General features: G+C 68.4%; 21 protein-coding genes. 15 read left to right on the top strand and 6 right to left on the bottom strand.

Going from position 1 to position 21147, the window contains the following annotated elements; genetic code table 11:
- Positions 1–239 precede the first annotated feature (239 nt).
- The 4 genes from VF584_07300 (at position 240) to VF584_07285 (ending at position 2534) form a co-directional block, all read left to right on the top strand.
- Positions 240–1052, top strand: coding sequence for an SRPBCC domain-containing protein (locus VF584_07300; protein ID HEX8209976.1), 813 nt, complete (start codon positions 240–242; stop codon positions 1050–1052).
- A 26-nt stretch (positions 1053–1078) separates the two neighbouring features.
- Positions 1079–1780: a hypothetical protein gene (locus tag VF584_07295; GenBank protein ID HEX8209975.1), complete on the top strand. Its 702-nt coding sequence runs from the start codon at positions 1079–1081 to the stop codon at positions 1778–1780.
- A complete protein-coding gene (locus VF584_07290; protein ID HEX8209974.1) occupies positions 1777–2025 on the top strand; it encodes a VF530 family protein in 249 nt (82 codons plus the stop codon). The genes VF584_07295 and VF584_07290 overlap by 4 nt, the downstream gene beginning before the upstream one ends.
- A 74-nt stretch (positions 2026–2099) precedes the next feature.
- A complete protein-coding gene (locus VF584_07285; GenBank protein ID HEX8209973.1) occupies positions 2100–2534 on the top strand; it encodes a hypothetical protein in 435 nt (144 codons plus the stop codon).
- Positions 2535–2642: 108 nt separating this feature from the next.
- Here the strand turns inward: VF584_07285 and VF584_07280 are convergent, their stop codons facing one another.
- Positions 2643–4730 carry a S9 family peptidase gene (locus VF584_07280; protein ID HEX8209972.1) on the bottom strand — a complete coding sequence of 696 codons (2088 nt, stop codon included), beginning with the start codon at positions 4728–4730 and terminating at the stop codon, positions 2643–2645.
- A gap of 150 nt (positions 4731–4880) precedes the next feature.
- Here VF584_07280 and VF584_07275 point away from each other — a divergent pair, with 150 nt between their 5' ends.
- The 4 genes from VF584_07275 (at position 4881) to VF584_07260 (ending at position 8977) form a co-directional block, all read left to right on the top strand.
- On the top strand, positions 4881–5642 hold the full coding sequence (locus VF584_07275; protein HEX8209971.1) for a hypothetical protein: 762 nt from the start codon (positions 4881–4883) through the stop codon (positions 5640–5642).
- A 587-nt stretch (positions 5643–6229) separates the two neighbouring features.
- Positions 6230–7660 (top strand): hypothetical protein, encoded by a 1431-nt coding sequence (locus VF584_07270; protein HEX8209970.1) that lies wholly within the window; start codon positions 6230–6232, stop codon positions 7658–7660.
- A 72-nt stretch (positions 7661–7732) separates the two neighbouring features.
- Complete coding sequence (locus tag VF584_07265; protein ID HEX8209969.1) at positions 7733–8143, top strand: hypothetical protein; 411 nt, start codon at positions 7733–7735, stop codon at positions 8141–8143.
- A gap of 105 nt (positions 8144–8248) precedes the next feature.
- Entirely contained in the window at positions 8249–8977 is a 729-nt protein-coding gene (locus VF584_07260) for a hypothetical protein (GenBank protein ID HEX8209968.1), read from the top strand.
- A 21-nt stretch (positions 8978–8998) separates the two neighbouring features.
- Here the strand turns inward: VF584_07260 and VF584_07255 are convergent, their stop codons facing one another.
- Both VF584_07255 and VF584_07250 read right to left on the bottom strand, forming a co-directional pair.
- A complete protein-coding gene (locus tag VF584_07255) occupies positions 8999–10180 on the bottom strand; it encodes a DUF2911 domain-containing protein (protein ID HEX8209967.1) in 1182 nt (393 codons plus the stop codon).
- 171 nt (positions 10181–10351) lie between these two features.
- Positions 10352–10834 carry a hypothetical protein gene (locus VF584_07250; protein HEX8209966.1) on the bottom strand — a complete coding sequence of 161 codons (483 nt, stop codon included), beginning with the start codon at positions 10832–10834 and terminating at the stop codon, positions 10352–10354.
- A 194-nt stretch (positions 10835–11028) separates the two neighbouring features.
- On the opposite strand from VF584_07250, the gene VF584_07245 reads away from it, so the two are divergent.
- From VF584_07245 to tcmP, 3 genes are all read left to right on the top strand, one after another.
- Positions 11029–11526, top strand: coding sequence for an LURP-one-related family protein (locus tag VF584_07245; GenBank protein HEX8209965.1), 498 nt, complete (start codon positions 11029–11031; stop codon positions 11524–11526).
- Between the two features lie 75 nt (positions 11527–11601).
- Positions 11602–12144: a peptide-methionine (S)-S-oxide reductase MsrA gene (gene msrA / locus VF584_07240; protein HEX8209964.1), complete on the top strand. Its 543-nt coding sequence runs from the start codon at positions 11602–11604 to the stop codon at positions 12142–12144.
- Between the two features lie 408 nt (positions 12145–12552).
- Complete coding sequence (tcmP, locus tag VF584_07235) at positions 12553–13758, top strand: three-Cys-motif partner protein TcmP (GenBank protein HEX8209963.1); 1206 nt, start codon at positions 12553–12555, stop codon at positions 13756–13758.
- On the opposite strand, the gene VF584_07230 is transcribed toward tcmP, so the two are convergent.
- The 3 genes from VF584_07230 to VF584_07220 all read right to left on the bottom strand — a co-directional run bounded on the left by VF584_07230 (position 13718) and on the right by VF584_07220 (position 17508).
- On the bottom strand, positions 13718–14521 hold the full coding sequence (locus VF584_07230) for a phage Gp37/Gp68 family protein (protein ID HEX8209962.1): 804 nt from the start codon (positions 14519–14521) through the stop codon (positions 13718–13720). The genes tcmP and VF584_07230 overlap by 41 nt on opposite strands.
- A gap of 423 nt (positions 14522–14944) precedes the next feature.
- Positions 14945–15736, bottom strand: a complete 792-nt coding sequence (locus VF584_07225) for a DUF4097 family beta strand repeat-containing protein (protein ID HEX8209961.1) — start codon at positions 15734–15736, stop codon at positions 14945–14947.
- Between the two features lie 125 nt (positions 15737–15861).
- Positions 15862–17508 (bottom strand): AAA family ATPase, encoded by a 1647-nt coding sequence (locus VF584_07220; protein HEX8209960.1) that lies wholly within the window; start codon positions 17506–17508, stop codon positions 15862–15864.
- An 18-nt stretch (positions 17509–17526) separates the two neighbouring features.
- Here VF584_07220 and VF584_07215 point away from each other — a divergent pair, with 18 nt between their 5' ends.
- From VF584_07215 to VF584_07200, 4 genes are read left to right on the top strand one after another with little or no spacing between them, the layout of a single operon-like run.
- Complete coding sequence (locus VF584_07215) at positions 17527–18186, top strand: RNA polymerase sigma factor (protein HEX8209959.1); 660 nt, start codon at positions 17527–17529, stop codon at positions 18184–18186.
- 11 nt (positions 18187–18197) lie between these two features.
- Positions 18198–18932, top strand: coding sequence for a zf-HC2 domain-containing protein (locus VF584_07210; protein ID HEX8209958.1), 735 nt, complete (start codon positions 18198–18200; stop codon positions 18930–18932).
- Entirely contained in the window at positions 18932–20284 is a 1353-nt protein-coding gene (locus VF584_07205; protein HEX8209957.1) for a HEAT repeat domain-containing protein, read from the top strand. The genes VF584_07210 and VF584_07205 overlap by 1 nt, the downstream gene beginning before the upstream one ends.
- Positions 20281–21078 carry a HEAT repeat domain-containing protein gene (locus tag VF584_07200; GenBank protein ID HEX8209956.1) on the top strand — a complete coding sequence of 266 codons (798 nt, stop codon included), beginning with the start codon at positions 20281–20283 and terminating at the stop codon, positions 21076–21078. Before VF584_07205 ends, VF584_07200 begins: the two co-directional genes overlap by 4 nt.
- The last annotated feature ends 69 nt before the right edge of the window (positions 21079–21147 follow it).

Raw genomic sequence — 21147 nt, 5'->3', positions numbered from 1 at the left:
TGGAGGACCGTTGTCCGGACGGCTCGGTGTCTCCCGTCGCCGGTCGCCACCCGCCCGTAGCTACGGAGGTGTACCGTCAACTCCTCCGGCGGGACTTTCACCCGCAAGAACACGCCGCCTTTGCACGGCGCACCACAGAGGCACAGAGGGGTACAGCGAGAAGGAACAGAAAGGTTTTCTCTGTGGCCTTGCGGTTCCCTCCGTGGTCTCTGTGTGATGCTTTTCGCGAGGAAGGGAATATGGCGTACCTGGCGCTGGACCACGTGCAGATCGCGATGCCGGCGGGGGAGGAGGACGCGGCGCGCGCCTTCTACAGCGGCGTGCTGCGGCTGGAGGAGGTGCCCAAGCCCGACCCGATGATGGCGAACGGCGGCGCGTGGTTCCGCTCCGGCGGAGTGGAGCTGCACCTGGGGGTGGAGGCCGACTTTGAGCCGGCGCGGAGGGCGCATCCCGCGTTGCGCGTGGACGACGTGGACGCGGTGGCGGCGCGGTGCGATGCGGCGGGGCACTCGGCGCAGTGGGACGAGCGGTATCCCGGGATGCGGCGCTTCTACGTGCACGACCCGTTCGGCAACCGCATCGAGGTCATGCAGCTCGTCGATCCACGCGGCGTGCACGCGCCTGCATCCGCCGAACGCAACTTTCAGCTCGACACCGAGCGCGCCTTCGATGCACCGCCCGGTGCGCTCTACGGCGCGTTCACGGATCGCTTCGACGCGTGGTTCGCCGCGCCGGGTACGGCGAGGATGCGGGCGGAGGAGGGCGAGCCCTTTGTCTTCGAGGTGCATGCCGGCGGCAAGGCGTACCCCCACTACGGCCGCTTCCTGCGTCTGGAGCATGACCGGCTCGTGGAGCTGACGTGGGTCACCGGCACGGGGGGCACGCGCGGCGTCGAAACGGTGCTGACGATCGATCTCACGCCGGAGGGCGCCGGGACCCGCCTGCGCCTCACCCACGCCGGCTTTCCCGACGAGCCCTCGCGCGACGCGCACGCGCAGGCCTGGCCGATGGTGCTGGACCAGCTCGCCGCGCGGCTGGCGAATCCGGTATGACGTATCACAGGGGATGTCACGAGACGATGATGCCGCCAGCCGTGAAAATCCTCATCCTCCTCATCGCGGCCGCGATCGCCACCGCTTGCGAAGGAAGCCAGCCGCGGAGCGAAACGCCGAAGCCACGCGCCGCGCAGGTGCGGAGCGTGGAGTACGTCGACTCCATTCCGTACCAGGGCGAGCTGTACGGCGGATTCCTGCGCCGTGTGGTCGTGCGCACCGACCGCGGCCCCGATACGCTGCCAGACGTTCGCGTGGAAGCAGCCAGCGGCGTGACAGCCGTGGCGGGCGACAGCGTAGTCTACGGCATATCCTCGCACGCAGACGATCCGCCGCGACTCTTTGCGTACGATGCGCGGACGCGCGGCACGCGCATCCTGGCGCCGCCCGCGAACTGGATTGCGCACGAGGGCGTGAGCTTTGCTCCCGGCGCGGGACACGTCGCATACCTGGGACGGGATAGCACCGACGGGTCCACGTACGCGGCGGTCGCGAAGCTCCCCAGCGGCGATCTGGTGCTACGTGGAGCCGGTGTGGCCGCGCGCGCCACCGATGCGGGTGTGGCGACGATGCGCTGGCTGGACGCGGATCGCTTCCAGATCACCATCGACCTCGACGCTGACCTGGGACGCGCGTACCGCGTGCAGGGCTCTCTCGCCGCACGCGGGATCTCCGGCGACACCATCCCGCGCCCGCCCGGAGAGCACACCGGAACCACCGCACCATGACCGACCCGCAGCCGCAGGCCAAGAACCCGCTCCACGGCGTGACGCTGGAGCGCATGCTGAACGAGCTGGTGGACCACTTCGGATGGGCGGCGATGGGGGAGCGCATCCGCATCCGCTGCTTCACCGACGACCCCAGCGTCGCGTCCAGCCTCAAGTTCCTGCGCAAGACGCCGTGGGCGCGCGAAAAGGTGGAATCGATGTACCTCTTCATGCTGCGCGACAAGGCGCGGCGGGCACGCGGCTGACCCGGTGCGTCGCGATCGGCTGGGTTGGTTCGTTGTGGATCGAACGAACCGCCCATCCACGCCACTGGATTCTGATGACTTTTCGACGCATACACTTCGCCCTGCTCGCCCTCGTCGCCGCCTGCTCCAGCGCCTCCATGGCGACGGAGTGGAGGCGGGTGCCGGGCGTGATCAGCATCTACGACGACCGCGAGACCGCGCAGGCGCTCACCATCCCCGACACGGTGACGGTGGGCGCCAGCTTCACCGCGCGGGTCACCACCTTCGGCAGCGGCTCGTGCACCCGGGCGGATGGCGCCACCGTGCAGATCGCGGGCTCGGTCGCGGAGATCGCCCCGTTCGACCTCGACGCGGTCGGCGGCGGCGGCGTGTGTACCGACGACCTGCGCGCCTTTCCCCGCGACGTTCAGCTTCGGCTCATGGTTCCCGGCGAGGCGCTGGTGCGTGTGCGCGGCACGAACATCTTTGGCGCGCCTGCCACGATAGAGCGCCGCATAATCGTGCGCTGAAGACGACAGCGGGCCCTACACAGAGACACAGAGCCACAGAGAGAACAGCAAAAAGGTTTTCTCCGTGGCTTTCTGTTCCCTCTGTGTTCTCTGTGTGAGGCTTTTCTTTTACCGCGTCCCTGCCGTCCGCGGCATGGCCTGGCCGCGCTTGCCGGCCCAGCGCTCGTACCAGCTCATCATGTAGAGCTGCGTGCGCATCCAGTTGGACGGCCGCGAGCTGGTGCCGTGGAACTCGCCTTCGAACCGCAGCAGCGCCGTGGGCACGCCGCGGGTCTTGAGCGCCGCGTAGTACTCCTCGCTCTGCGACATCGGGGTACGCAGATCCAGCTCGCCCGTCATCAGCAGCACCGGCGTCTTCACGTTGCCCACGTACATCAGCGGCGACTGCTTCAGCCACGGCTGCGGGTCTTCCCAGAACGGCTTGTCGAAGAAGTTGGCCGTGAAGAGCGGCACGTCGGTCGCGCCCGCGAAGCTCATCCAGTTGATGACCGGGCAGCGCACGGCGGCCGCGGCGAAGCGGTCCGTGTGCCCCACCGCCCAGCTGGAAAGCACCCCACCGCCGCTGCACCCGCCCACGAACATCCGCTCCGGGTCCACGTAGCCGCGGGCCAGCACCGTGTCCACGCCGACCATCAAGTCCTCGTAGTCCACGCTGGGATACGCGCGCTCGATGGCGTTGCCGAAGGCGCTGCCGTAGCCCGTGCTACCCCGCGGATTCGTGTAGAGCACCACGTAGCCGTTCGCCGCGAAGTTCTGGTACATGGGGCTGAAGCCGACGTCGTACATGGCGTGCGGCCCGCCGTGGATCTCCATGATCAGCGGATACTTCCTCGTTGGGGTGAAGTCGGGCGGCTTCACGATCCACCCCTGCACGCGCGCGCCGCCGGTGGAGGTGTACCATACCTCCTCCACGGCGCCGAGGCGCATCCCGGCCAGCAGGTCCTCGTTGACGCGCGTGAGCTGCACCGGCTCGCCTCCGCGGCGAAGGTCCACGCGCACCACGTCCGGCGGGGACTGTGGAGCGCTGCGCACAGCCGCGCCGATCCCGGCCCGCGAGATGGAGCTGAGCCCCAGCATGTGCGTGCCGCGCGTGAGCTGGCGCGCCGCCCCTCTGCGCGCGGAGGCGAAGTGGACGTTGCGCGTGCCGCGGTCGGCGGCGGTGAAGTAAACGCCGCTCCCGTCCGGAGCAGAGGTGATCCCGTTGGGATCGCGGTCCAGCCCCTCGGCCAGGCGGCGCATCCCGCTGCCGTCCGCGTTCATCAGGTACAGGTCCTGGGCGCGGTAGCTCTGGCGGTTGAAGGCGTGGCCGGCGAAGGCGATCGTGCGCCCGTCCGGCGACACCACCGGCTGCGTCCAGGTGCCGCGGTCGGGGGTCAGGCGGCGGATGGAGCCGCTGGCCACGTCCACGGCGTACAGGTTCGCGTCGCGGTAGCTCAGGTCCGCGTCCGGCTCGTTGAGCCCCTCCACGATGACGGTGCGCCCGTCCGGCATCCACGACCAGCTCACCTCGCCGGGGATCTGGTCGAAGCGGAAGCCCACGCTCCAGTCTCCGGAGGTGACGGCGCGCGGCGTGCCCCCCTCGGCGGGAACGACGAAGAGGTGAACGAAGCCCGGCTCGGTGAGGCCGCGCCTGTCCGCGCGATAGTGAAGGCGCTCCACCACCCGAGGGGCGCGCGTCCAGGTGGCGCCGCTGGGGGCGGAAGGCATGCCGATCTTCCAGTCCGCCGGCTTGGCCACGAACTGGGTGAAGCCCAGCGTGCGCCCGTCCGGCGACCAGCGCACGTTCCCCGGCGCCTCGGTGCCGCGCGTCACCTGCGTGCCGGCGCCCTCCACGTCCAGGTAGCGCACCCAGAGCTGCGGCCCCTTCGGCTCCCCGTCCGCCACGTAGGCGATGCGGGTGCCGTCCGGCGACCAGACGGGGCTGGATCCCTTGACCAGGAAGCGGTTGCGCGACCCGTCCGCCTCCACGATCCAGAGGGCGGACTCCCAGCGGTCGGCCATGCGGTCCACCCAGCGGCGGGTGTACACCACGCGCCTGCCATCCGGCGAGATCTGCGGATCGCCGACGGTCTCGTAGTCCAGGTACTTCTCGACGGAGAAGGTGCCCGGCGCGGTGCGTGGGGCCTGCGCGGCGGCGGGGGCGGCCAGCGCGGCGGTCCAGAGCAACAGCGCCGCGGCCAAACGGGGGCGAAGCATGCGACCTCCTGGGTGGTTTGCGATGGGGGATCGCTGCACCCTACGGCCCCGGGCGTGCGGCTGCAAGGCCGTGCGGGTTGCACGAGCGGCGCGGCACGCCGAAATTCGTCCGCGGACTTCCGCGCGCTCCCCGTCGCCCCGACCCCGCGCATGAGCTTTTTCGGCTGGCTCCCCTGGTACTTAGCCCTCGCCATGCTGGCGGCGCAGGTGTTCTTCGCCGTGCACGCCGTCCGGCAGGGGAAGATGTGGTGGCTGTTCATCCTCTTCTTCTTTCCGGGGGTGGGCGTGCTGGTGTACTTCTTCGCGGAGTACCTTCCCGACATGCGCACGGGCGGCCTGCGCTCGGCGGGCAAGCGGCTGGCGCGGCGCCTGAACCCCGCGGCCGAGGTCAAGCGCCTGGAAGACGAGGTGGCGCTCAGCAACACCGTCAACAACCGCCTCGCCCTGGCCGACGCCTACCTGCAAGCCGGCCGCGGCGACGATGCGGTAGCCCTGGTGCGCACCTGCCTGAACGGGATCCACGAAGACGACCCGCGCGTCTTGGGAGCGCTGGCGCGCGCCTGCCACGCGGCCGGGCAGATGGACGAAGCGCGCGACGCCATGGAGCGCCTCAAGCGGCAGGGCACCATGCTCACCGCCTCCATTCAGCTCCTCGACGCCCGCATCGCCGAAGACGCCGGCGACGTGGAGGGCGCCCTGCGCGCGTACGCCGTCCTCTCCCGCGGCGCCGCCGGCGAGGAGGCCCGCTGCCGCTACGCCCTCCTGCTGAAGCGCGTCGGCCGCGAAGACGAAGCGTACGCCGTCTTCGAAGAGATGTTGCGCCACGCCCGCGTCTCCAGCGGCCACTACCGCCGCGAGGAGAAGAAGTGGCTGGACGTCGCCCGCCGCGAGCTCAAGGAGCGCACGCGGTAGCGCAGCTGACCTGCTAGCTGGAGCGGGTCGGGTCTAAAGTAGGCTTGCACAATCCGGTGAGCGAACAGGAACGGACCGGAAACTTGGAGCGTCGGCACCAAGGGTCTTAACCCGCCTGTAAAATCGAAACGCTTGCGTTCGGGCGACACCGGGATTACCCATACGAAATGGCTGCCCAGAAGCGCACTACGAAACGTTGGCTCGAAAGCAGCGCAAGAACAGGGTCATACCCACTGGTGAGATCGGTCCGGGGGAGGCAGCGCGCAACGCAAGCGAATGGTCTCGCCACTCAGGGACGTTTCTTGCCTTTGAGCGGACGTACAAAGAGTCATATCCATTGCCGTTTCCAGTCTATATACGCGCACAACAGCAGCAGATCTATGGCCTCCCCATGGACAAAACCGCAGGTGATCTCTGCGTGAATTAGAGCTGTCTCCAGGGTAACGTTACGAAGCGGCCTTGAGGAACGTTCGTGGAGAAGCCCGCTCTCCCAAACACCCGGCAAACCCTACCACCGAGGAGGTGAGATCGTACGTCGAAGGCCGTCGAGACAGAAACTCCACCATCTTAATTACTGTCGGAGCCAAATGCCTAGCTACCAGGACCACCGCCACATCGTGACACTCGCCGCGTGTACTTTCTTCGCGGCGGCCTGCGCAGGTGATCGCATCCCCACTCAGGCTGTGACTGAAAATCAGATTGCGCGGAAGACCGTTTTCGCCTCCCAGTGTGCCATCGTCGTCCGCGAGCGCGATGGACGGGAGCGCGTGGCGCTCCTTGCCCCAGAGGCAGTGCCGTTCAAGCTTCCGCAGGATGCACGGCGTGATACCGAGGGGCGCGAACTGCTGGCCGTCGTTTCGGCACGTTTCCTAGCGAGCGGAGACGGCGCGCCGGTCGAGATCGGTCTCGCCTGTATTGCCCCTAACACGTTGACCAACGAAGCTTTCGCTGGCCTCATTGATCGTCATAACACACTGCCGCTGCTCAGGCGCAAGGTGACTGCCGCTGGATATGATCATGCAACCGCCCTTCCAGTACCGATCGTCGCGGCGAACGCACTCATGAAGCCGCTCACTGATCCGCTGCGGCACAAGCGGCGCACGTCCATGCGTTCTCTCGGCAACCCCGTTGTGGCGCCGAATTCCCCAGTAAGAGCCACGAGTTCCGGGCCGGACCCCTATCACCTGCCGGGCATTATCGCCATTGGGTACTCGAATTCGTACCTCGTGAACATGTCCAACATTTACTGGTTTTATCACCGTTATAGCAGTTGGGGCTCGGGCACCGTGATGTTCACTTTGCAGGAGTACTACGATGCCTGCCCGAACGCTTCCGCCAAGTACCTGGCGGACCTGGATGAGGCGAAGAAGATGGAGGATGACTCCGCCGCATGGCACCAGGCTGCCGCAATGTTGATAGGTACAAACGTCGGGACTTCTCCAGATATGTGTGTTCCCCGCAATGACGGGAAAACGAAGTGCATCGACCTGTTCATCTCGTCGGCGCGCACGTTCGTGCTGGGGCAGGGAGATGGGCGAGACTTCGACTCGAATGCGCCGTACAAGGCTTCCCGCGTGCAGATGTACCTGAACCTCGACGACCGCACCGGTGTCGCGTACATGAACAGCAGCTCTATCGGTTGGGGTCCGGCTACCGTGACGGCGGACCCCGCTCCGCACGATCCGAAGTCCTTTGCGATCCATCAAGGGGAGAACGGCACGGTCATCGTCGAGTTCCACTTCTACAACGGGTTCTGCCAATACGCCGACAGGGATTACTGCCCCACGATCGACGGGTTCGTTGTTTTCCAGAGAGGCGCTGACGGCCGCTGGCATCACACGGACGTCTTGCGCGACGAGTATCCTTCGATTCAGATCAACCAGCAACAGGTGGATGGCACTTTCCAAGAGGAATTCAGGGACAAGGAAGGACATTGGACTCAACTGCGTACCCGGGCCAACACCCTGAAGCAATGGCGCGAGCTGCTCAATCTGCCTCCAGGGTGCCAGGTCCAGTAGAAGCCATGTCGGTCCGGCCGTCCAGAATCGGGCGGCCGGACCGGATTGCGCGTTCAGGCCTTCACGGAAGCCATGAGGAAGATGCGCCGTAGCCCGGGTGAGCAGGTGCTGCTCGTATTACGTCTGGCGGCGATCGGATTCGTCTGCGGTACCAGTGTGGGGATCCTCATCCTTGCCGGTACTCAACTGACGTACGGAGGTACGCTTGCTGCCGAAGCGCTTCCTTTTGCCCTACTCGTAAGCGGCTTCTGGGGCGGGCTTACCGGCGCACTCATCACGCCCATTGCATGGGTTCCGGTCCGACGCATCCCAATTGGCCAGGTAATATCTACGACGGCGGTGGCCGCTACGTGCGGTGGAGTTCTCGCGGCACGAGGGGTGGGGCTCTTTGGAGAAGCGGAGGCCGCTCTTTTCGTTGTGATCCCAGGAGGACTTGCCGGCTTCGCGACCGCCCTGCTCTGGCTGCGCATGAAGGCGCGGTAGGCGAGCCCGTCAGTCGTGAGCCGTCTGATTCACTTATCCAGTTCCGTCTATGGCGACTGACTTGGGTCGCTATGCTGCTTCAGGCAAACATCGGGAAATATGCTTATGCCATTCTCCATCCGCTCGAGCACGCTGCTGCTCGCCGTCGGTGTGGCGATTCTCACGAAGTCTGCTGCCGCACAGAGTACCATCGTCACGCTGCCCCCTCCCAGTGGCGAAGCCCCGGGACGTGCCTTCAGCATGAGGAGTGCATCTCCGGTCTCGGCGTCGGCCGTCCTGCAAGCCGTCATGGAGCCCGCTCCGGACAGCGGTGCCGTGCTGGGATACGCGGTGATAATCCGCGGCCCAACGAACTGGTACCGCCGACCGACGCGCTGGCGCGAGTTGCGCAATGAGGGTGGTTCCGAGCCTGCGGATAGCGAATCGAGTGCCGAGGCCTGGACCGTGGGTGAGCGGGAGTACACGATCCGCTACAATCGAGTAATGTCCTCGCTCACCCTTTTCGGGCACACGGTCGATCTGCGGGTGTCGCGCGTGGTTTTCGTAACCCTCGGAGCCGCGCCGACGGATTCGGCGATCGTAGTACAGGGCCCCGCCGTCCACTTTCGGCTGCCCGAGCGGACCGCCTTCGCGCAGGCATTTCTGGACGCCGTCCCGGCGGCGAAGGCGTTTGCGAGCGATCCGCCGCAGGAGGTGGTTGTGAGGGAGATGAGCATGAACACGAAACCGCGAGTGCCGTGGCAGCTGCACGGCATTCGCGGCACGAGTACTTCGGGTGGTGCGTACATGCCGGCGCGCACGGCCGCTGACTTCCCCGCGCACGCCCTACCATAAGTCGGCTGAACCTCGGCGCGCTCAGCGGACGGTAAAGGGGACCACGAACTCGGAGCGGTCCCAGATCAGCCGGATCACGCCGCCGGCGCCTGCGTCGTCCACCTCGATGGTGAAGCGCTCGGCGGAGCCGCCGCGTGTCACGCGCCGCATGGGGACGCGGCCCAGGTCGCGGGCGGGGTCGTAGGATGTGCCGGTCTGGCCCGTCTGGCGGTTGACGATCAGCACGCCGCCGGCCGCTTCGGGGATGGAGAAGAGGGTGTACTCGCCGGCTGGCACCACCAGCCCGCCACGCGCGGGGTCGCCGAGGACGAGGTCGCGCGAGGTGGTGAAGTGGGTGGCGCGGTTGGCCCCGGTGCGCCACAGCTGCCCCCATGGCACGATGCCGCCCCAGATCTCACGCCCGCGCTTCGAGGGCGTGCCGTAGTCCACCATGATGCGCGCGCCCGCCACCGTCTCCTCCTCGCGCCCGCGGCCGGAGAGCTCGCCCAGGCCGCGCCCCGCAGCATCCGCCGCCGCCCAGCGACGTGCCGGTGCCTCGATCTCGATCCAGGGGACGCGGGTGACGACCACCTTGCGCGTGGTCTGCGCGGCGTCCAGGCGCTGCAGGCGACCGGAGGCATCGACGCGCACCACGGATGGTCCGCGTAGCGGATGCGTGACCGTGACCTCGCCGGCGCCGGTGCGCGCGACGGTGAAGGGGATCGACCTGCCGCCCGCGATCAGCGGCTGGGGGCGCGTGGCGCCGGCGGGGACGCGCGCGATGGCCAGCTCCAGCGGCCAGTGCACCAGGTCCACGAAGGGAAGCGCGGAAGAGTCCGCCTCGAAGCGCGTGAGCCTCGTGGAGTCGGCCTCGGTGATGCGGCGGACCCATCCGCCCTCGGCGGGCTCCACCACCTCGGTGCGACGCGGCGCGCCGGCGGGGTTCGCGGCATCGTACCAGCGCTCTTCGAAGCGGCGCATGGTGCCGGACGGCGAGAGCTCCAGCGTGTAGCGGCGGAACGACGTGCTCGGCGAGCGCACCACGGCCGCGGCTTCCCAGCGGTTGCCGGTGCGCACCCAGCGCTCCAGCGCCACCGTGTCGCTCCCCAGCACCGTCACCAGCGCCGCGCTGTCGCGGGCGGGCGCCTGCGCAGCCGCGGGAAGCACCGAGGCGGCGAGAAGGAATGCGGCGGCGGCGAGCCGCGGGCGGAGATCCGTGAACATGGTCCATCCTCGCATCGCTGGTGGCGTTCGACATCGTGCGGCACTGCACGGACGCAGTTTGGACACGCGGCCACCGAATTTCAACCCCTCCGCCGCAACACGGGTGACGAAACGACAGCGGGGGCGCTCCGGCCGTGGAGCGCCCCCGCTGCGTCGTGGAAAACGAGCCGATTACCGCGCAGTCGCCGGCTGCAGCACCACGTCCACTCGCCGATGGAGGAGCGTCCGGTTGGTGCCTGGCTGCGTGTAGATGCTGGACTCGCCCTTCACCACCGCCTCCGCGAGCCCGCTGGTCCCGAGCGGCGTCACCTGCACCTTGATGCAGGGGCCGTCTTCGCCGCGCTCGCCGCGCTCCTCCACCCGGTATCGCCCCTGAGCGTCGGTGGAGGAGAAGTACGACTTCCCGCCCACCTTGTCGCTGCACGGAGGCGCGTTCCCCGGTGGTGGGCTCTGCACGAAGTAGCCGATCCCGTCCACGACCTCCACCGTCGCACCCGACACGGGAGTGCCGTCCGCTCGAGTTACGATGCCGTCGAAGCGGTAGGTGCGGTTGTCGGTGGTCTCGGTCAGCGTCCGCCAGAGGCACCCGCCCAGCGAGAGTACCAGCAGCGCCGCCACGCCCAGGCGCGCGGCGCGAAATGCCTTGCTCCACATTCTCTTCTTGATCTCTGCGAAAGGGTGAGGCCTGCGCGGGGGTTGGCGCGATGGGAGACGACGATGCGAACAACGCCCATCGCCCCAGATCCGTGACGGCTTTCGGCGATACGCGGGCCGCGCGGCTCGGAGCTTGCCCCCGGGTTGCGCCTGCCGGCCACTGGGCCGGGTCCACACGGGAGCGGGGGGCTCACATGGCGCGCTACAAGCTCAGACAGCGGCTGATCTCGATCGGCGAGGACTTCACCATCGAGGACGAGCAGGGGAACACCGTCTACACCGTGGACGGCAAGGTGATGAGGATCCGCGAGACGTTCGTCATCGAGGACCGCGCGGGGAACGAGGTCGCCACCGTGCGCGAGGTGAAGCTGGCGATCCGCGACAGCATGAAGATCCTGCGCGGCGGCGAGACCATCGCCACCATCCGCAAGGCGCTGATCTCGCCCTTCCGCGACAAGTTCGGCATCGACGTGGAGGGCGGCGAGGACATGGTGGCCGTGGGCAACATCCTGGAGCACGAGTACGAGATCCGCCGCGGCGGCGACGTGGTGGGGCGCGTGTCGAAGCACTGGTTCACCATCCGCGACACCTACGGCGTGGAGACCGCGCCGGGCGAGGACGACGCGCTCATCCTGGCCATCGCCGTGGCGATCGACGAGATGGCGCACGACCCGGACGAGGGGAAAGGGTGAACGACGGGCGCGCTGCGGCGTAGCAAGGGAGGCGCAGGGTTGCGCGCCTACATCGAACCGAACGCTGGAGCCCGAATGCGGAACGACAGGGAAGTGGCGACTCTTGGCGGCGGGTGCTTCTGGTGCACCGAGGCCGTCTTTCAGGATCTTCGCGGGGTGGAAAAGGTGCAGTCCGGCTATTCCGGCGGCCACGTGCATAACCCCACGTACGAAGAGGTGTGCGGCAAGGGAACCGGGCACGCCGAGGTGGTGCAGGTGACCTTCGACCCGTCGATGGTCACCTTCCGGGAGTTGCTGGAGGTGTTCTTCACCGTGCACGACCCCACCACGCCCAACCGGCAGGGCGCGGACGTGGGCCCGCAGTACCGCTCGGCGGTCTTTTACCACTCGCCGGAGCAGAAGGCCGTCGCGGAGGAGGTCATCCGCGACGTCAACGAGCGCCAGATCTGGGGCGCGCCCGTGGTGACCGAGGTGACGGAGTTCACCGAGTTCTTTCCGGCCGAGTCGTACCACGACGACTACTTCCGCCGCAACCCGTACCAGGGCTACTGCCAGGTGGTGATCGCGCCCAAGGTGAGCAAGTTCCGCAAGCAGTACCTGGAGAAGCTGAAGGCCTGACGAAGAAACAACGGCCTCACACAGAGCCGCGGAGGGGAACTGCAAGAGGAAACAGAAAGCCTGCTTTCTGTGGCTTGCAGTTTCCCTCTGCGTCTCTCTGTGTGATGCCGTTCTGGTTAAGCTCGACACAAAGTCGTTCGACCCCCCCCGGCACGCACTCTGGGCAACGAGCGAGCGTGCTGCCGCGATGCAGCGAGTCCGCCAACCCTGGTGTTCCACCCAGAGCACAAACCGACGCTGGTCCGGCGCAAGCGGGTGACTAACTTCTTAGTCAGGTGACTAAAAGGCTAGTCAGGTAATCCCGGTCCGCTGCGTCAACTTTACGGAGGCCTTGCGCCATTCCGAGCGTCTGCCGAAGATATACCGTAACTACATGGGCACCTGCGTCCGGACCAGCGAGGGCTTCATATGAGTCGAGCCGGAGATCGCCACTTCGATGAGTTCCAAGATCACACTCTCCTGAAGCACCTCGTTCTGCGTAAGTACGTTGGTGCATGGGCTGCGAAGCTCCGGAAGCTCCGTGGCGAGGTCTGGTTCGTGGATGCTTTTGCGGGTGAGGGGTCCGACAAAAAAGGAAATCCGGGTTCGCCGCTGATCGCCGCCAAGCTCGCCGAGCCCTTTGAGCATGATGGCCAAGGTGTGATGCGGATTTTAGCGATCGAGAAGGATGCGGTCCGTTGCGCGCGCCTTCAGGAGGTCATGCGTCCGTTCACCGAACGCAAAATCGCTGTCGTCCGATGCGGCACCCTTGTCGAGCGTATCGACAAGTTCGCGAAGCACATCGGAGATAAGCCGGCACTGTTCTTCCTCGACCCCTTCGGGGTCGAGGGCCTGCTCGAGGACCTGCTGCCCCAGCTCCTGCATGGGCCGCAGAACGAGGTCTTTGCGTTGTTCGCCGACGTGGGCGCCAACCGTTTGCACGCCGTGCTCTTGGCGGAGGGGAGAGACCCCGATGCGGAGGAGGAAGTACTCCGTGCTGCCCCGTCGTTGTTCCCCGAATTCGTCGAGGAGGATGTCGAGCGATCTCGCGCTGCCGTGGAACGGAGTCAGCGCGCTCTACGATCGACGCAGGATGCTTCGGACAGAATCCTATCCGAAGCGCTCGGCGCGGGCACGCTAAAAGAGGCGGCGCTCGTGCCGGAGCACGCGCGCCGAGAGTGGCTCGTGCGGCGGTACATGCGCACGCTGGTCGATGCAGGCGCAAAATACGTCCTTGCGCTGCCTATGCGCGACGCATCGAGCCAGCGAGTCTACCAGCTCGTGTACGCCACGAAGAGCCCGGTGGGGCTCCGCACGATGAAGGAGGCGATGGACAGTGCGCTCCGAAGCACAAGCCTCCCCGACGAGTCAACAGAGTTAATCCGAGCAGAACTTCGCGGGAACGAAGATGCCGTCGTGCGCGAACTAGCCAGCCACTTCGCCGGCCGCGAAGTCCGCTGGACAGAGGAGAAGGATCGCCGGTCGGACACCGTCAAGCGCTACCTTCTCGAGCAGACGGCTATCTTTCCGATGCAGTTTCCGGCGGTCCTCCAGAGCCTGGGCGAAGCCGGGCTCGTTGCGGGAAAGAGGCCTATCACGCTGCGGTTTCCACCAGTTCACCGGTCTGCGCCGTGATTGCAACAAGGTCGGGATAACCATCGTAGATCTCGCCATCCAGCATCCGGCCGCCTGACTTCGGTGTCCGGCCACCAACTTGCTTGAAGAAGAAGGCAACCCCGCCTTCGAGGCACTGTTCGCGAATCGAGCGCGCCCACTCGAGATCTATGGGGCGGAAGTCGGCACCGCTCTCTCCGCCAGCAATCACCCAATGGATGCCATTCAGGTCCAAACTAAGTGGACCGAGGAGCGGCTCGCATGAGAGAAATCGCACCGTTGCAGGAAGACTCCGCAGATGTCCCACCCGATATGCCGCTTCCTGGTTTTCGACCGAAGTGCCGATCCAGATGTGCGCTGGGACGCAGCCTTCCGGGAAAAGATCCTGGTTGCGCTCAAAGAAGCGAACGGCGCGCCCGGGACGCTTCGTGAGTACCTGATAGATGTGCCGGTCCACGTTGAGCATCACCTCGAAAACGCGGCGCACGAAGGACTCCGGGATATCCCGGTGGAACAGGTCCGACATCGAGTTGACGAAGATACGTCTCGCGCCAGTCCAACGCGCCGGTTGCGTTAAGCGCTCCTCCCAAACTCTCACCGCGAACGGATCCCCAATGTTGACCTCCGACTGCACGACGGGAAGGCGCTTCAGATATCCGTCCGCAAGGCGAGTCCGCGCCAGGACAAGTGCATAACAGTGGTCGCAACCGGCGCTTACCTGGGTGCAGCCGGTGGTCGGGTTCCAGGTGGAATCCGTCCACTCTATTGGTGTGCTGTTCCGCATGGCTGCTGCGTCCGTTTACGATTTCGGATTTGATTCGGTTTGGAGGTACGATGCCACATGCCGGCCATACGCGCAAGGATTCTCTGGTTTCGCACCGAATACATCCTTCCGGCGCACCTGAGATTGCTTGACGCAGAGCGGCCCGCCGGGAGATCCGGCGGGGCGCTCGCGCATTCTCCACCTCCCTGTCATCCTGAGCGACGCGCTTCTCCGCCCTTGCCTCACCGACAGCCTATGGCGCGGAACGAAGGATCTACTGCGCGCTCCGAGGGGCCCGCGTGTACGTGCGAACCCCGGCCCGGCTCTCGCTAGATCCTTCGGTCGCCGCGGCAGTCCGGAGTGCGTCGAGGGCGGTGGTGGGGCAGCTCTCTCAGGATGACATTTTTGTTGCACCCAACGCACTTACGCACTAACACACTTCCCCTACCGCCCGCGCGCCAGCTCCACATCCCCGCTGACGGTGCGGATCTCGATTTCGGGGCCGCCGCTGCCGATGGTGGCGCGGATGTTGTGGCCGACGCGGACGAACGAGCGGCCGCCGTTGTCGCGCGAGTTCAGGCGCAGCTCGAAGTCGGAGTCGAGATCGCCGCTGACGGTGGTGACCCGGAGCTCGGCGCCGGCGTCGGAGGGGAGGACCAGGCGCACGCTGCCGCTGACGGTGTTGAAGCGCAGCGAGCCGCTCCGCGGCAGGCGCCCCATGGCGACGCGCACGTCGCCGCTCACCGTGCTGGCCTCGGCCTCCTCGCTGGTCTGCACGTCCACGCCGCCGGAGACGGTGCTGGCGCGCACGGCTCCGCGCAGGCCCTGGGCGCGCACGTCGCCCGTCACGCTGCGGCCGGCGAAGCGCACGCCGGCGGGGACGCGCACGGTGAAGTCCACGCGCGGCGGATCGTTGCCCACGTTCCCCGTCATCCCGCACCGCCCGTTGCCGCGGCCGCTGCTGCTGGGACGCTGGTTGGGGTATACGACGCAGAGCGTCACGCCATGCTCGTGCTCCACCACGCGCACGGGTACGCGCCCCTCGCGCATCTCGGCGACGACCTCCACCTGGCCGCCGCTGGCCGGAAGGGCGCGGATGTCGCCCACCACACCCACCACCTCGATCTCCTTCCCCTGCGCCACGCGCCCGCTCCAGCGGAAGTCGTCGCGCTGCGCGGCAAGGGGAAGGGTGCCCATCACCATCGTGGCCGTCAAAGTAGCGAGCAGGATGCGCATGTCAGGGTTCGCCGTGTTCGTGTGTGGAATCGGCCGTCCGGGGGGAAGCTGCGGGGGCGGCGTTCACACACTCTGATGCGGGCGGGCGGCAGATGGTTTGATCCGGCCGAACGGAACGGCAGGGGTCACGCGGCGGACACGGTGCGGTCGCGGGCCCAGGCGCGCAGGCGGGCCACGTCTTCGGCGCGGATGCGGGAGAGGGGGCGGGTGGCCGCGATCTCGCCGCGCAGCGCGGCGGTGGTGACGGTGCCGTCGGCGGCCAGCGCGTTGTAGAGCGACGAGACCACCGCCTCCTCGATCTCGGCGCCGCTGAATCCGTCGGCGGCCTCCGCGAGGGCGGCGAGGTCGAAGGCGGCGGGATCCTGGCGGCGCCTGCGCAGGTGCACGGCGAAGATCTCGCGGCGCGCCTCGGGGTCGGGGAGGTCCACGAAGAAGAGCTCGTCGAAGCGCCCCTTGCGCAGCAGCTCGGGCGGGAGGCGGGCGACGTCGTTGGCGGTGGCGACCACGAAGACGTGCGCCGGGCGGTCCTGCATCCACGAGAGGAAGCTCCCCAGGATGCGCGTGGAGACGCCGCCGTCCGCGTCGCCGCCGCCCTGGAACGCCTTCTCGATCTCGTCGATCCAGAGCACCGCGGGCGCCAGCTTCTCCGCGGCCTGCAGGGCGCGGCGGAAGTTGCGCTCGCTCTCGCCGACGTACTTGTCGTACAGCGCGCCCGGGTCCATGCGCAGCAGGGGGAGGCCCCACTCGCGGGCCACCATGCGCGCGCTCAGGCTCTTGCCGCACCCGGGCACCCCCAGCAGGAGCACGCCGCGCGGAAAGGCGAGCCCCAGCTGCGCCGCGCGCGCGGGATCGCTGAGGACGCGCGCGCGCTTGGCCAGCCACGCTTTGAGCCCGCCCAGCCCGGCCACCCCTCCCGCGCCCTCCTCCTCGCCCACCGGCACGAACTCAAGCAGCCCCTCGCGCGCCACCGCCTCGGCCTTGGCGCGCAGCACGGCCGGGATGTCGCCGGACGAAAGGGAGCCGTCCTCCAGGATCGCGCGGGTGAGCGCCTTGCGCGCCTCGCCGATGCCCATCCCGCGCATGGCGTTCAGCAGCCGCGTCACCTCTTCCTGCGTGAGGGTCACCTGGAGCGGGCGGGCGGCGGAAAGCTCCGTCACCACCTCGCGCAGCACGCGGCGGTACTCGGCCGGCGTGGGGAGCGGAAGGCGCACGGTGGAGGCGATGGGGCGCAGCGCATCCGGCAGCTCCACGCCCACGCCGGTGACGAAGAGCGTGCCGCCTCGCCGCTGGAGCAGGCCGGCGGCGTCGCGCAGCTTGGCGGCGACGAGCGGGTCGCCCAGGTGCGCGCCCAGGCCGGTGAAGTGGTAGAGCGCGGCGACGTCCGCCAGCTCCACGTGGTGCAGCGCCTGCACCGGGTGCGTGGTGTCGTATGGCGTGCCGCCGGCGCGCTCGGGGTGCGGCTCCGTGCGGCGGAAGGCATCCAGCGGCACCTGCCCGCGCGAAAAGGTGGACCAGCCGCCCGTCACCATCGGGTCGCGATCGGGCTCCGCGCGCGGGGCGGGCCGGGCGGCATCGGGACGCGCGACCGCATCGCCGCCGTCGCGCCGGATGCCGCGCGACAGCGACCAGGTGAAGAGCGGCAGCCCCATCGCCGCGGAAAGCTCGCGGAGCAGCGCGCCGGCGCGGTCTTCCTCGGCCGAGTCCAGCAGGACCAGCGGATGGCGCGAGCGGACGAGGAGGTCCAGGTCGCGAAGAATTTCGGGGAGCGACATCGTAGCAAGGACGGGAGTGTGTGGCGCCAAAGATACACGCGCGCCGCTCCCGGCGGCAGGCCCGGAAACGGCGCTTCCAACCTTGCGAGCCATCCTGATGTCCAACCATATGCGAGCAGGAACGGACGTCGACGACCCGGAGCCACTCCGCTGATCCAGGAACTGCACCCCCCGCCCACCGGCGACCCCGCGCTCGCCGCGGCGGGCGACGCCCACGCCTTCGGGCGGCTGTACCGCGACCACGTGGCGCGCGTGCACACGCTGGCGTGCCGCATGATCGGCGACGACGACGCCGACGAGGTGACGCAGGACGTCTTCGTCCGCGCCTGGGAGAAGCTGCGCACCTTTCGCGGCGAGGCGGCGTTCGGCACCTGGCTCCACCGGCTCGCGGTGAACCTGATCCTGGCGCGGCGGACGTCGCGAAGCGTTCGGCACGGGCGCGACGGTGGGGCGGAAGCGCTGGAGACGATCGCCTGCCGCCCCGCCGCGCCGGAGCTGAAGATGGACTTCGAGAGGGCGATCAAGCACCTCCCGGACGGGGCACGGCAGATCTTCGTGCTCTTTGACGTGGAAGGTTACCGGCACGAGGAAATCGCCGAGATGCTGAACGTGAGCGTGGGGACGTCCAAGAGCCAGCTTCACCGGGCCCGGATGATCCTCCGCGAGCACCTGACCTGAAGGATAAAACGATGCAAGACCCCTGGACCGACCGCCTTTCCGAGTACCTGGACGACGAGCTCGCCACCGCCGAGCGCGCGGAGCTGGACGCCCACCTGCGCGAATGCCTGGGCTGCCGCCGGGTGCTGGGCGAGCTGCGCCGCGTGACGCTGCACGCCGCCGCCCTGCGCGACACGCCGCCCGCGCGCCCGCTCTGGCCGGAGGTGGCGGCGCGCATCGGGCACCCGCGGGTTGAGCTGGCGCCCGCGGACGAGCTGGCCGCCCGCCGCCGCGTCCGCCCGCCGCTGCGCTGGGTGATCGGGCTGGCGGCCGTGCTGGCGCTGGGAATCGGCATCGGGCGGACGCTTCCCCCCGCATCCGCGCCGGCGGAGGTGGCGACCACCGCCCCCTCGCCGCGCACGGACCCGTATCACGTGGCGGCGGTGGAGCACCTGAGCCGTTCGCGGGCGCTCCTCACCTCCTTTCAGCATTCGTCGGCGGACGCGCAGACGCAGGCGCTGGTGACGCACTGGGCGGACGACCTGCTGTCGAACACCCGGCTGCTGCTGGACTCCCCCGCCGCGGACGACCCGCGGCTCCAGCGCCTCCTCCAGGACCTGGAGCTGGTGCTGGTGCAGATCTCCCAGCTCCGCAGCGACCGCGCCGAGGTCGACCTCGCGCGCGACGCCATCGACGAGAGCGGCGTACTCCCCCGCATGCGCGCCGTGGTCCCACCCGCGGCTTCAACCACTCTGGGAGAATCGTGATGATCCGTACACCCTTGCTGGCCGCGGCCCTGGCCGCACTCGCCACCGCGCCACTCCCCGCGCAGCAGCTGGCGGGCGGGACGGTGCTGGCGATGGCGGGCCCCGAGCTGCCTCCGGCCGCGCGCTGGCAGCAGGACCCGGCCAACGAGCTGTACCGCGCCGCCCGCGAGGCCCTCAACCGCCGCGAGTACTCCGCCGCCGCGCGCCTCTTCCAGCGCATCCGGCAGGAGCACCCCACCTCGCGCTACACGCCGGACGCGCTGTACTGGGAGGCGTTCTCCCGCTACCGCACCGGCTCGCCCGCCGAGCTGCGCACCGCCCTGGGCGCCCTGGAGGCGCAGCGCACGCGCCACCCCCGCGCCGCCACCCGCCGCGACGCCGACGAACTGGCCACCCGCATCCGCGGCGAGCTGGCGCGGCGCGGCGACGAGGGCGCCGCGCGCCAGGTGGAGCGCACCGCCACGCGCGCCACCCGCTCCGGCGGCCCGTGCGGCGACCAGGACACGCAGGTGGCCGCGCTCAACGCCCTCCTTCAGATGGATGCGGAGCGCGCCCTCCCCATCCTGGAGCGGGTACTGGCACGCCGCGACGAATGCTCCCCCGGGCTCCGCGAGAAGGCGGTGTTCCTGGTGTCGAGCAAGGGGACGCCCGCCGCCGAGGCCACCCTGATGCGCGTGGCCCGCACCGATCCCAGCGCAAAGGTGCGGGAGCAGGCGGTGTTCTGGTTGTCGCAGTCCAGGAGCGAGCAGTCGCTGCGCTTCATCGAGGAGATCCTGCAAACCTCTGACGACCCCCGCGTGCGCGAGAAGGCGATCTTCGCCCTTTCGCAGCACGGCAATCCCCGAGCGTTCGCCGTGCTGCGCGCCTTCGCCGAGGATAGCGGCAACCCGCGAAGCATGCGGGAGAAGGCGATCTTCTGGATCGGGCAGCGCGGCACGGCGGAGAGCGCGTCGTACCTGCGCGGGCTGTTTGGGCGGGTGGAGCCCGCGCTCAAGAACAACATGCTGACCGCGTTGGCCCAGTCCCCGGGCAACGAGCGCTGGCTGCTGAGCCTGGCAGGCGACGCTTCCGAGGGGTTCGAGCTGCGCAAGCAGGCGCTCTTCTGGGCGGGGCAGACCCGCATCGCCACGTCCGAGCTGGTCGGTGCCTACGACGCGCTGCAGGACCGCAGGTTGAAGGACCAGGCCATCTTCGTCCTGTCCCAGCGGGGCGACGGCCCGGCCATCGACAAGCTGATCGCCATCGCCCGGCGGGATCCCGACCGGCAGCTGCGGACGAGGGCGATCTTCTGGCTCGGCCAGTCTCGCGACCCCCGGGCGGCGCAAACCCTCGCGGAGATCATCGACTCATGAAGCGACCGAACGTGATCGCGGCCGCGCTCGTCCTCGCCGCCGGGAGCGCGCACGCCCAGGACGCGGTCGCCCGTCGTGTGGACGCCGCCCCCGACGGCGAGGTGCGCATCTCCTTCGCCGCGAAGCCAGACGTGTGTGGGTGGCAGGAAGGAATCTCCTTCCGCGGAAGCCAGGTGGTGACCGAGGGCACCCGCACCGTGAACAATGGGAACTGGAGCAGGCCCGGTGAGATGGAGTGCCTGAAGGGACCGGTGCGCGTGACGCTGGTGAAGCGCGACGGCCGGGTCAGCGACGTCCGCACCCGTGTGGCATACCCGTTCCAGGCGCGCGGCGGGCGCGTCACGGATCTGGGTACGCTGGACCCGCGCGAAGCGTCGGCGTACCTGCTGTCGCTGGCGGAACGCACCCCGAACGGCGGCGTGGGCAAGGACCTGATCTTCGCCGCTACGCTCGCGGAAGGGGCGGTGTCGTGGCCGGTGCTGCTGCGGATCGCGCGGCGCGAAAGCATTCCGCGCGACACGCGGCAGAGCGCGGTGTTCTGGCTGAGCCAGGAGGCGAGCGAATCCGCCACCCGTGGCCTTCAGGAGATCGTGGATGCGGCCGGTGACCAGGGTGTGCGCAAGCAGGCCGTCTTCGCCCTCTCTCAGCGCCCCAACAACGAGGCGGTGCCCGCCTTGATCCGCATCGCCCGCACGCACCGCGACCCCGAGCTGCGCCGCACGGCGATCTTTTGGCTGGGCCAGTCAAAGGACCCGCGCGCGCTGGCGCTGTTCGAGGAGATACTGGCGCGGTAGGGCCCCCACCCCCGCTCGTCACCTCACGGCCCCTCCCCCAATAACTACCTGGGGGAGGGGCGGTTTGCG

The organism is Longimicrobium sp. (genome assembly GCA_036389135.1).
GTDB lineage: Bacteria > Gemmatimonadota > Gemmatimonadetes > Longimicrobiales > Longimicrobiaceae > Longimicrobium.
Note: the sequence above shows the minus strand (reverse complement) of the source record. Positions and strands in the feature narration are given on the sequence as shown.

Excerpts from the sequence above, each read along its gene's own strand:
- VF584_07245 (HEX8209965.1), top strand. The coding sequence starts at position 11,029 with ATGGCGCGCTACAAGCTCAGACAGCGGCTGATCTCGATCGGCGAGGAC.
- VF584_07280 (HEX8209972.1), bottom strand. The coding sequence starts at position 4,730 with ATGCTTCGCCCCCGTTTGGCCGCGGCGCTGTTGCTCTGGACCGCCGCG.
- VF584_07285 (HEX8209973.1), top strand. The coding sequence starts at position 2,100 with ATGACTTTTCGACGCATACACTTCGCCCTGCTCGCCCTCGTCGCCGCC.
- VF584_07270 (HEX8209970.1), top strand. The coding sequence starts at position 6,230 with ATGCCTAGCTACCAGGACCACCGCCACATCGTGACACTCGCCGCGTGT.
- VF584_07210 (HEX8209958.1), top strand. The coding sequence starts at position 18,198 with ATGCAAGACCCCTGGACCGACCGCCTTTCCGAGTACCTGGACGACGAG.
- VF584_07290 (HEX8209974.1), top strand. The coding sequence starts at position 1,777 with ATGACCGACCCGCAGCCGCAGGCCAAGAACCCGCTCCACGGCGTGACG.
- VF584_07260 (HEX8209968.1), top strand. The coding sequence starts at position 8,249 with ATGCCATTCTCCATCCGCTCGAGCACGCTGCTGCTCGCCGTCGGTGTG.
- tcmP (HEX8209963.1), top strand. The coding sequence starts at position 12,553 with ATGAGTCGAGCCGGAGATCGCCACTTCGATGAGTTCCAAGATCACACT.
- VF584_07255 (HEX8209967.1), bottom strand. The coding sequence starts at position 10,180 with ATGTTCACGGATCTCCGCCCGCGGCTCGCCGCCGCCGCATTCCTTCTC.
- VF584_07295 (HEX8209975.1), top strand. The coding sequence starts at position 1,079 with ATGATGCCGCCAGCCGTGAAAATCCTCATCCTCCTCATCGCGGCCGCG.
- msrA (HEX8209964.1), top strand. The coding sequence starts at position 11,602 with ATGCGGAACGACAGGGAAGTGGCGACTCTTGGCGGCGGGTGCTTCTGG.
- VF584_07200 (HEX8209956.1), top strand. The coding sequence starts at position 20,281 with ATGAAGCGACCGAACGTGATCGCGGCCGCGCTCGTCCTCGCCGCCGGG.
- VF584_07250 (HEX8209966.1), bottom strand. The coding sequence starts at position 10,834 with ATGTGGAGCAAGGCATTTCGCGCCGCGCGCCTGGGCGTGGCGGCGCTG.
- VF584_07205 (HEX8209957.1), top strand. The coding sequence starts at position 18,932 with ATGATCCGTACACCCTTGCTGGCCGCGGCCCTGGCCGCACTCGCCACC.
- VF584_07275 (HEX8209971.1), top strand. The coding sequence starts at position 4,881 with ATGAGCTTTTTCGGCTGGCTCCCCTGGTACTTAGCCCTCGCCATGCTG.
- VF584_07300 (HEX8209976.1), top strand. The coding sequence starts at position 240 with ATGGCGTACCTGGCGCTGGACCACGTGCAGATCGCGATGCCGGCGGGG.
- VF584_07220 (HEX8209960.1), bottom strand. The coding sequence starts at position 17,508 with ATGTCGCTCCCCGAAATTCTTCGCGACCTGGACCTCCTCGTCCGCTCG.
- VF584_07265 (HEX8209969.1), top strand. The coding sequence starts at position 7,733 with ATGAGGAAGATGCGCCGTAGCCCGGGTGAGCAGGTGCTGCTCGTATTA.
- VF584_07225 (HEX8209961.1), bottom strand. The coding sequence starts at position 15,736 with ATGCGCATCCTGCTCGCTACTTTGACGGCCACGATGGTGATGGGCACC.
- VF584_07230 (HEX8209962.1), bottom strand. The coding sequence starts at position 14,521 with ATGCGGAACAGCACACCAATAGAGTGGACGGATTCCACCTGGAACCCG.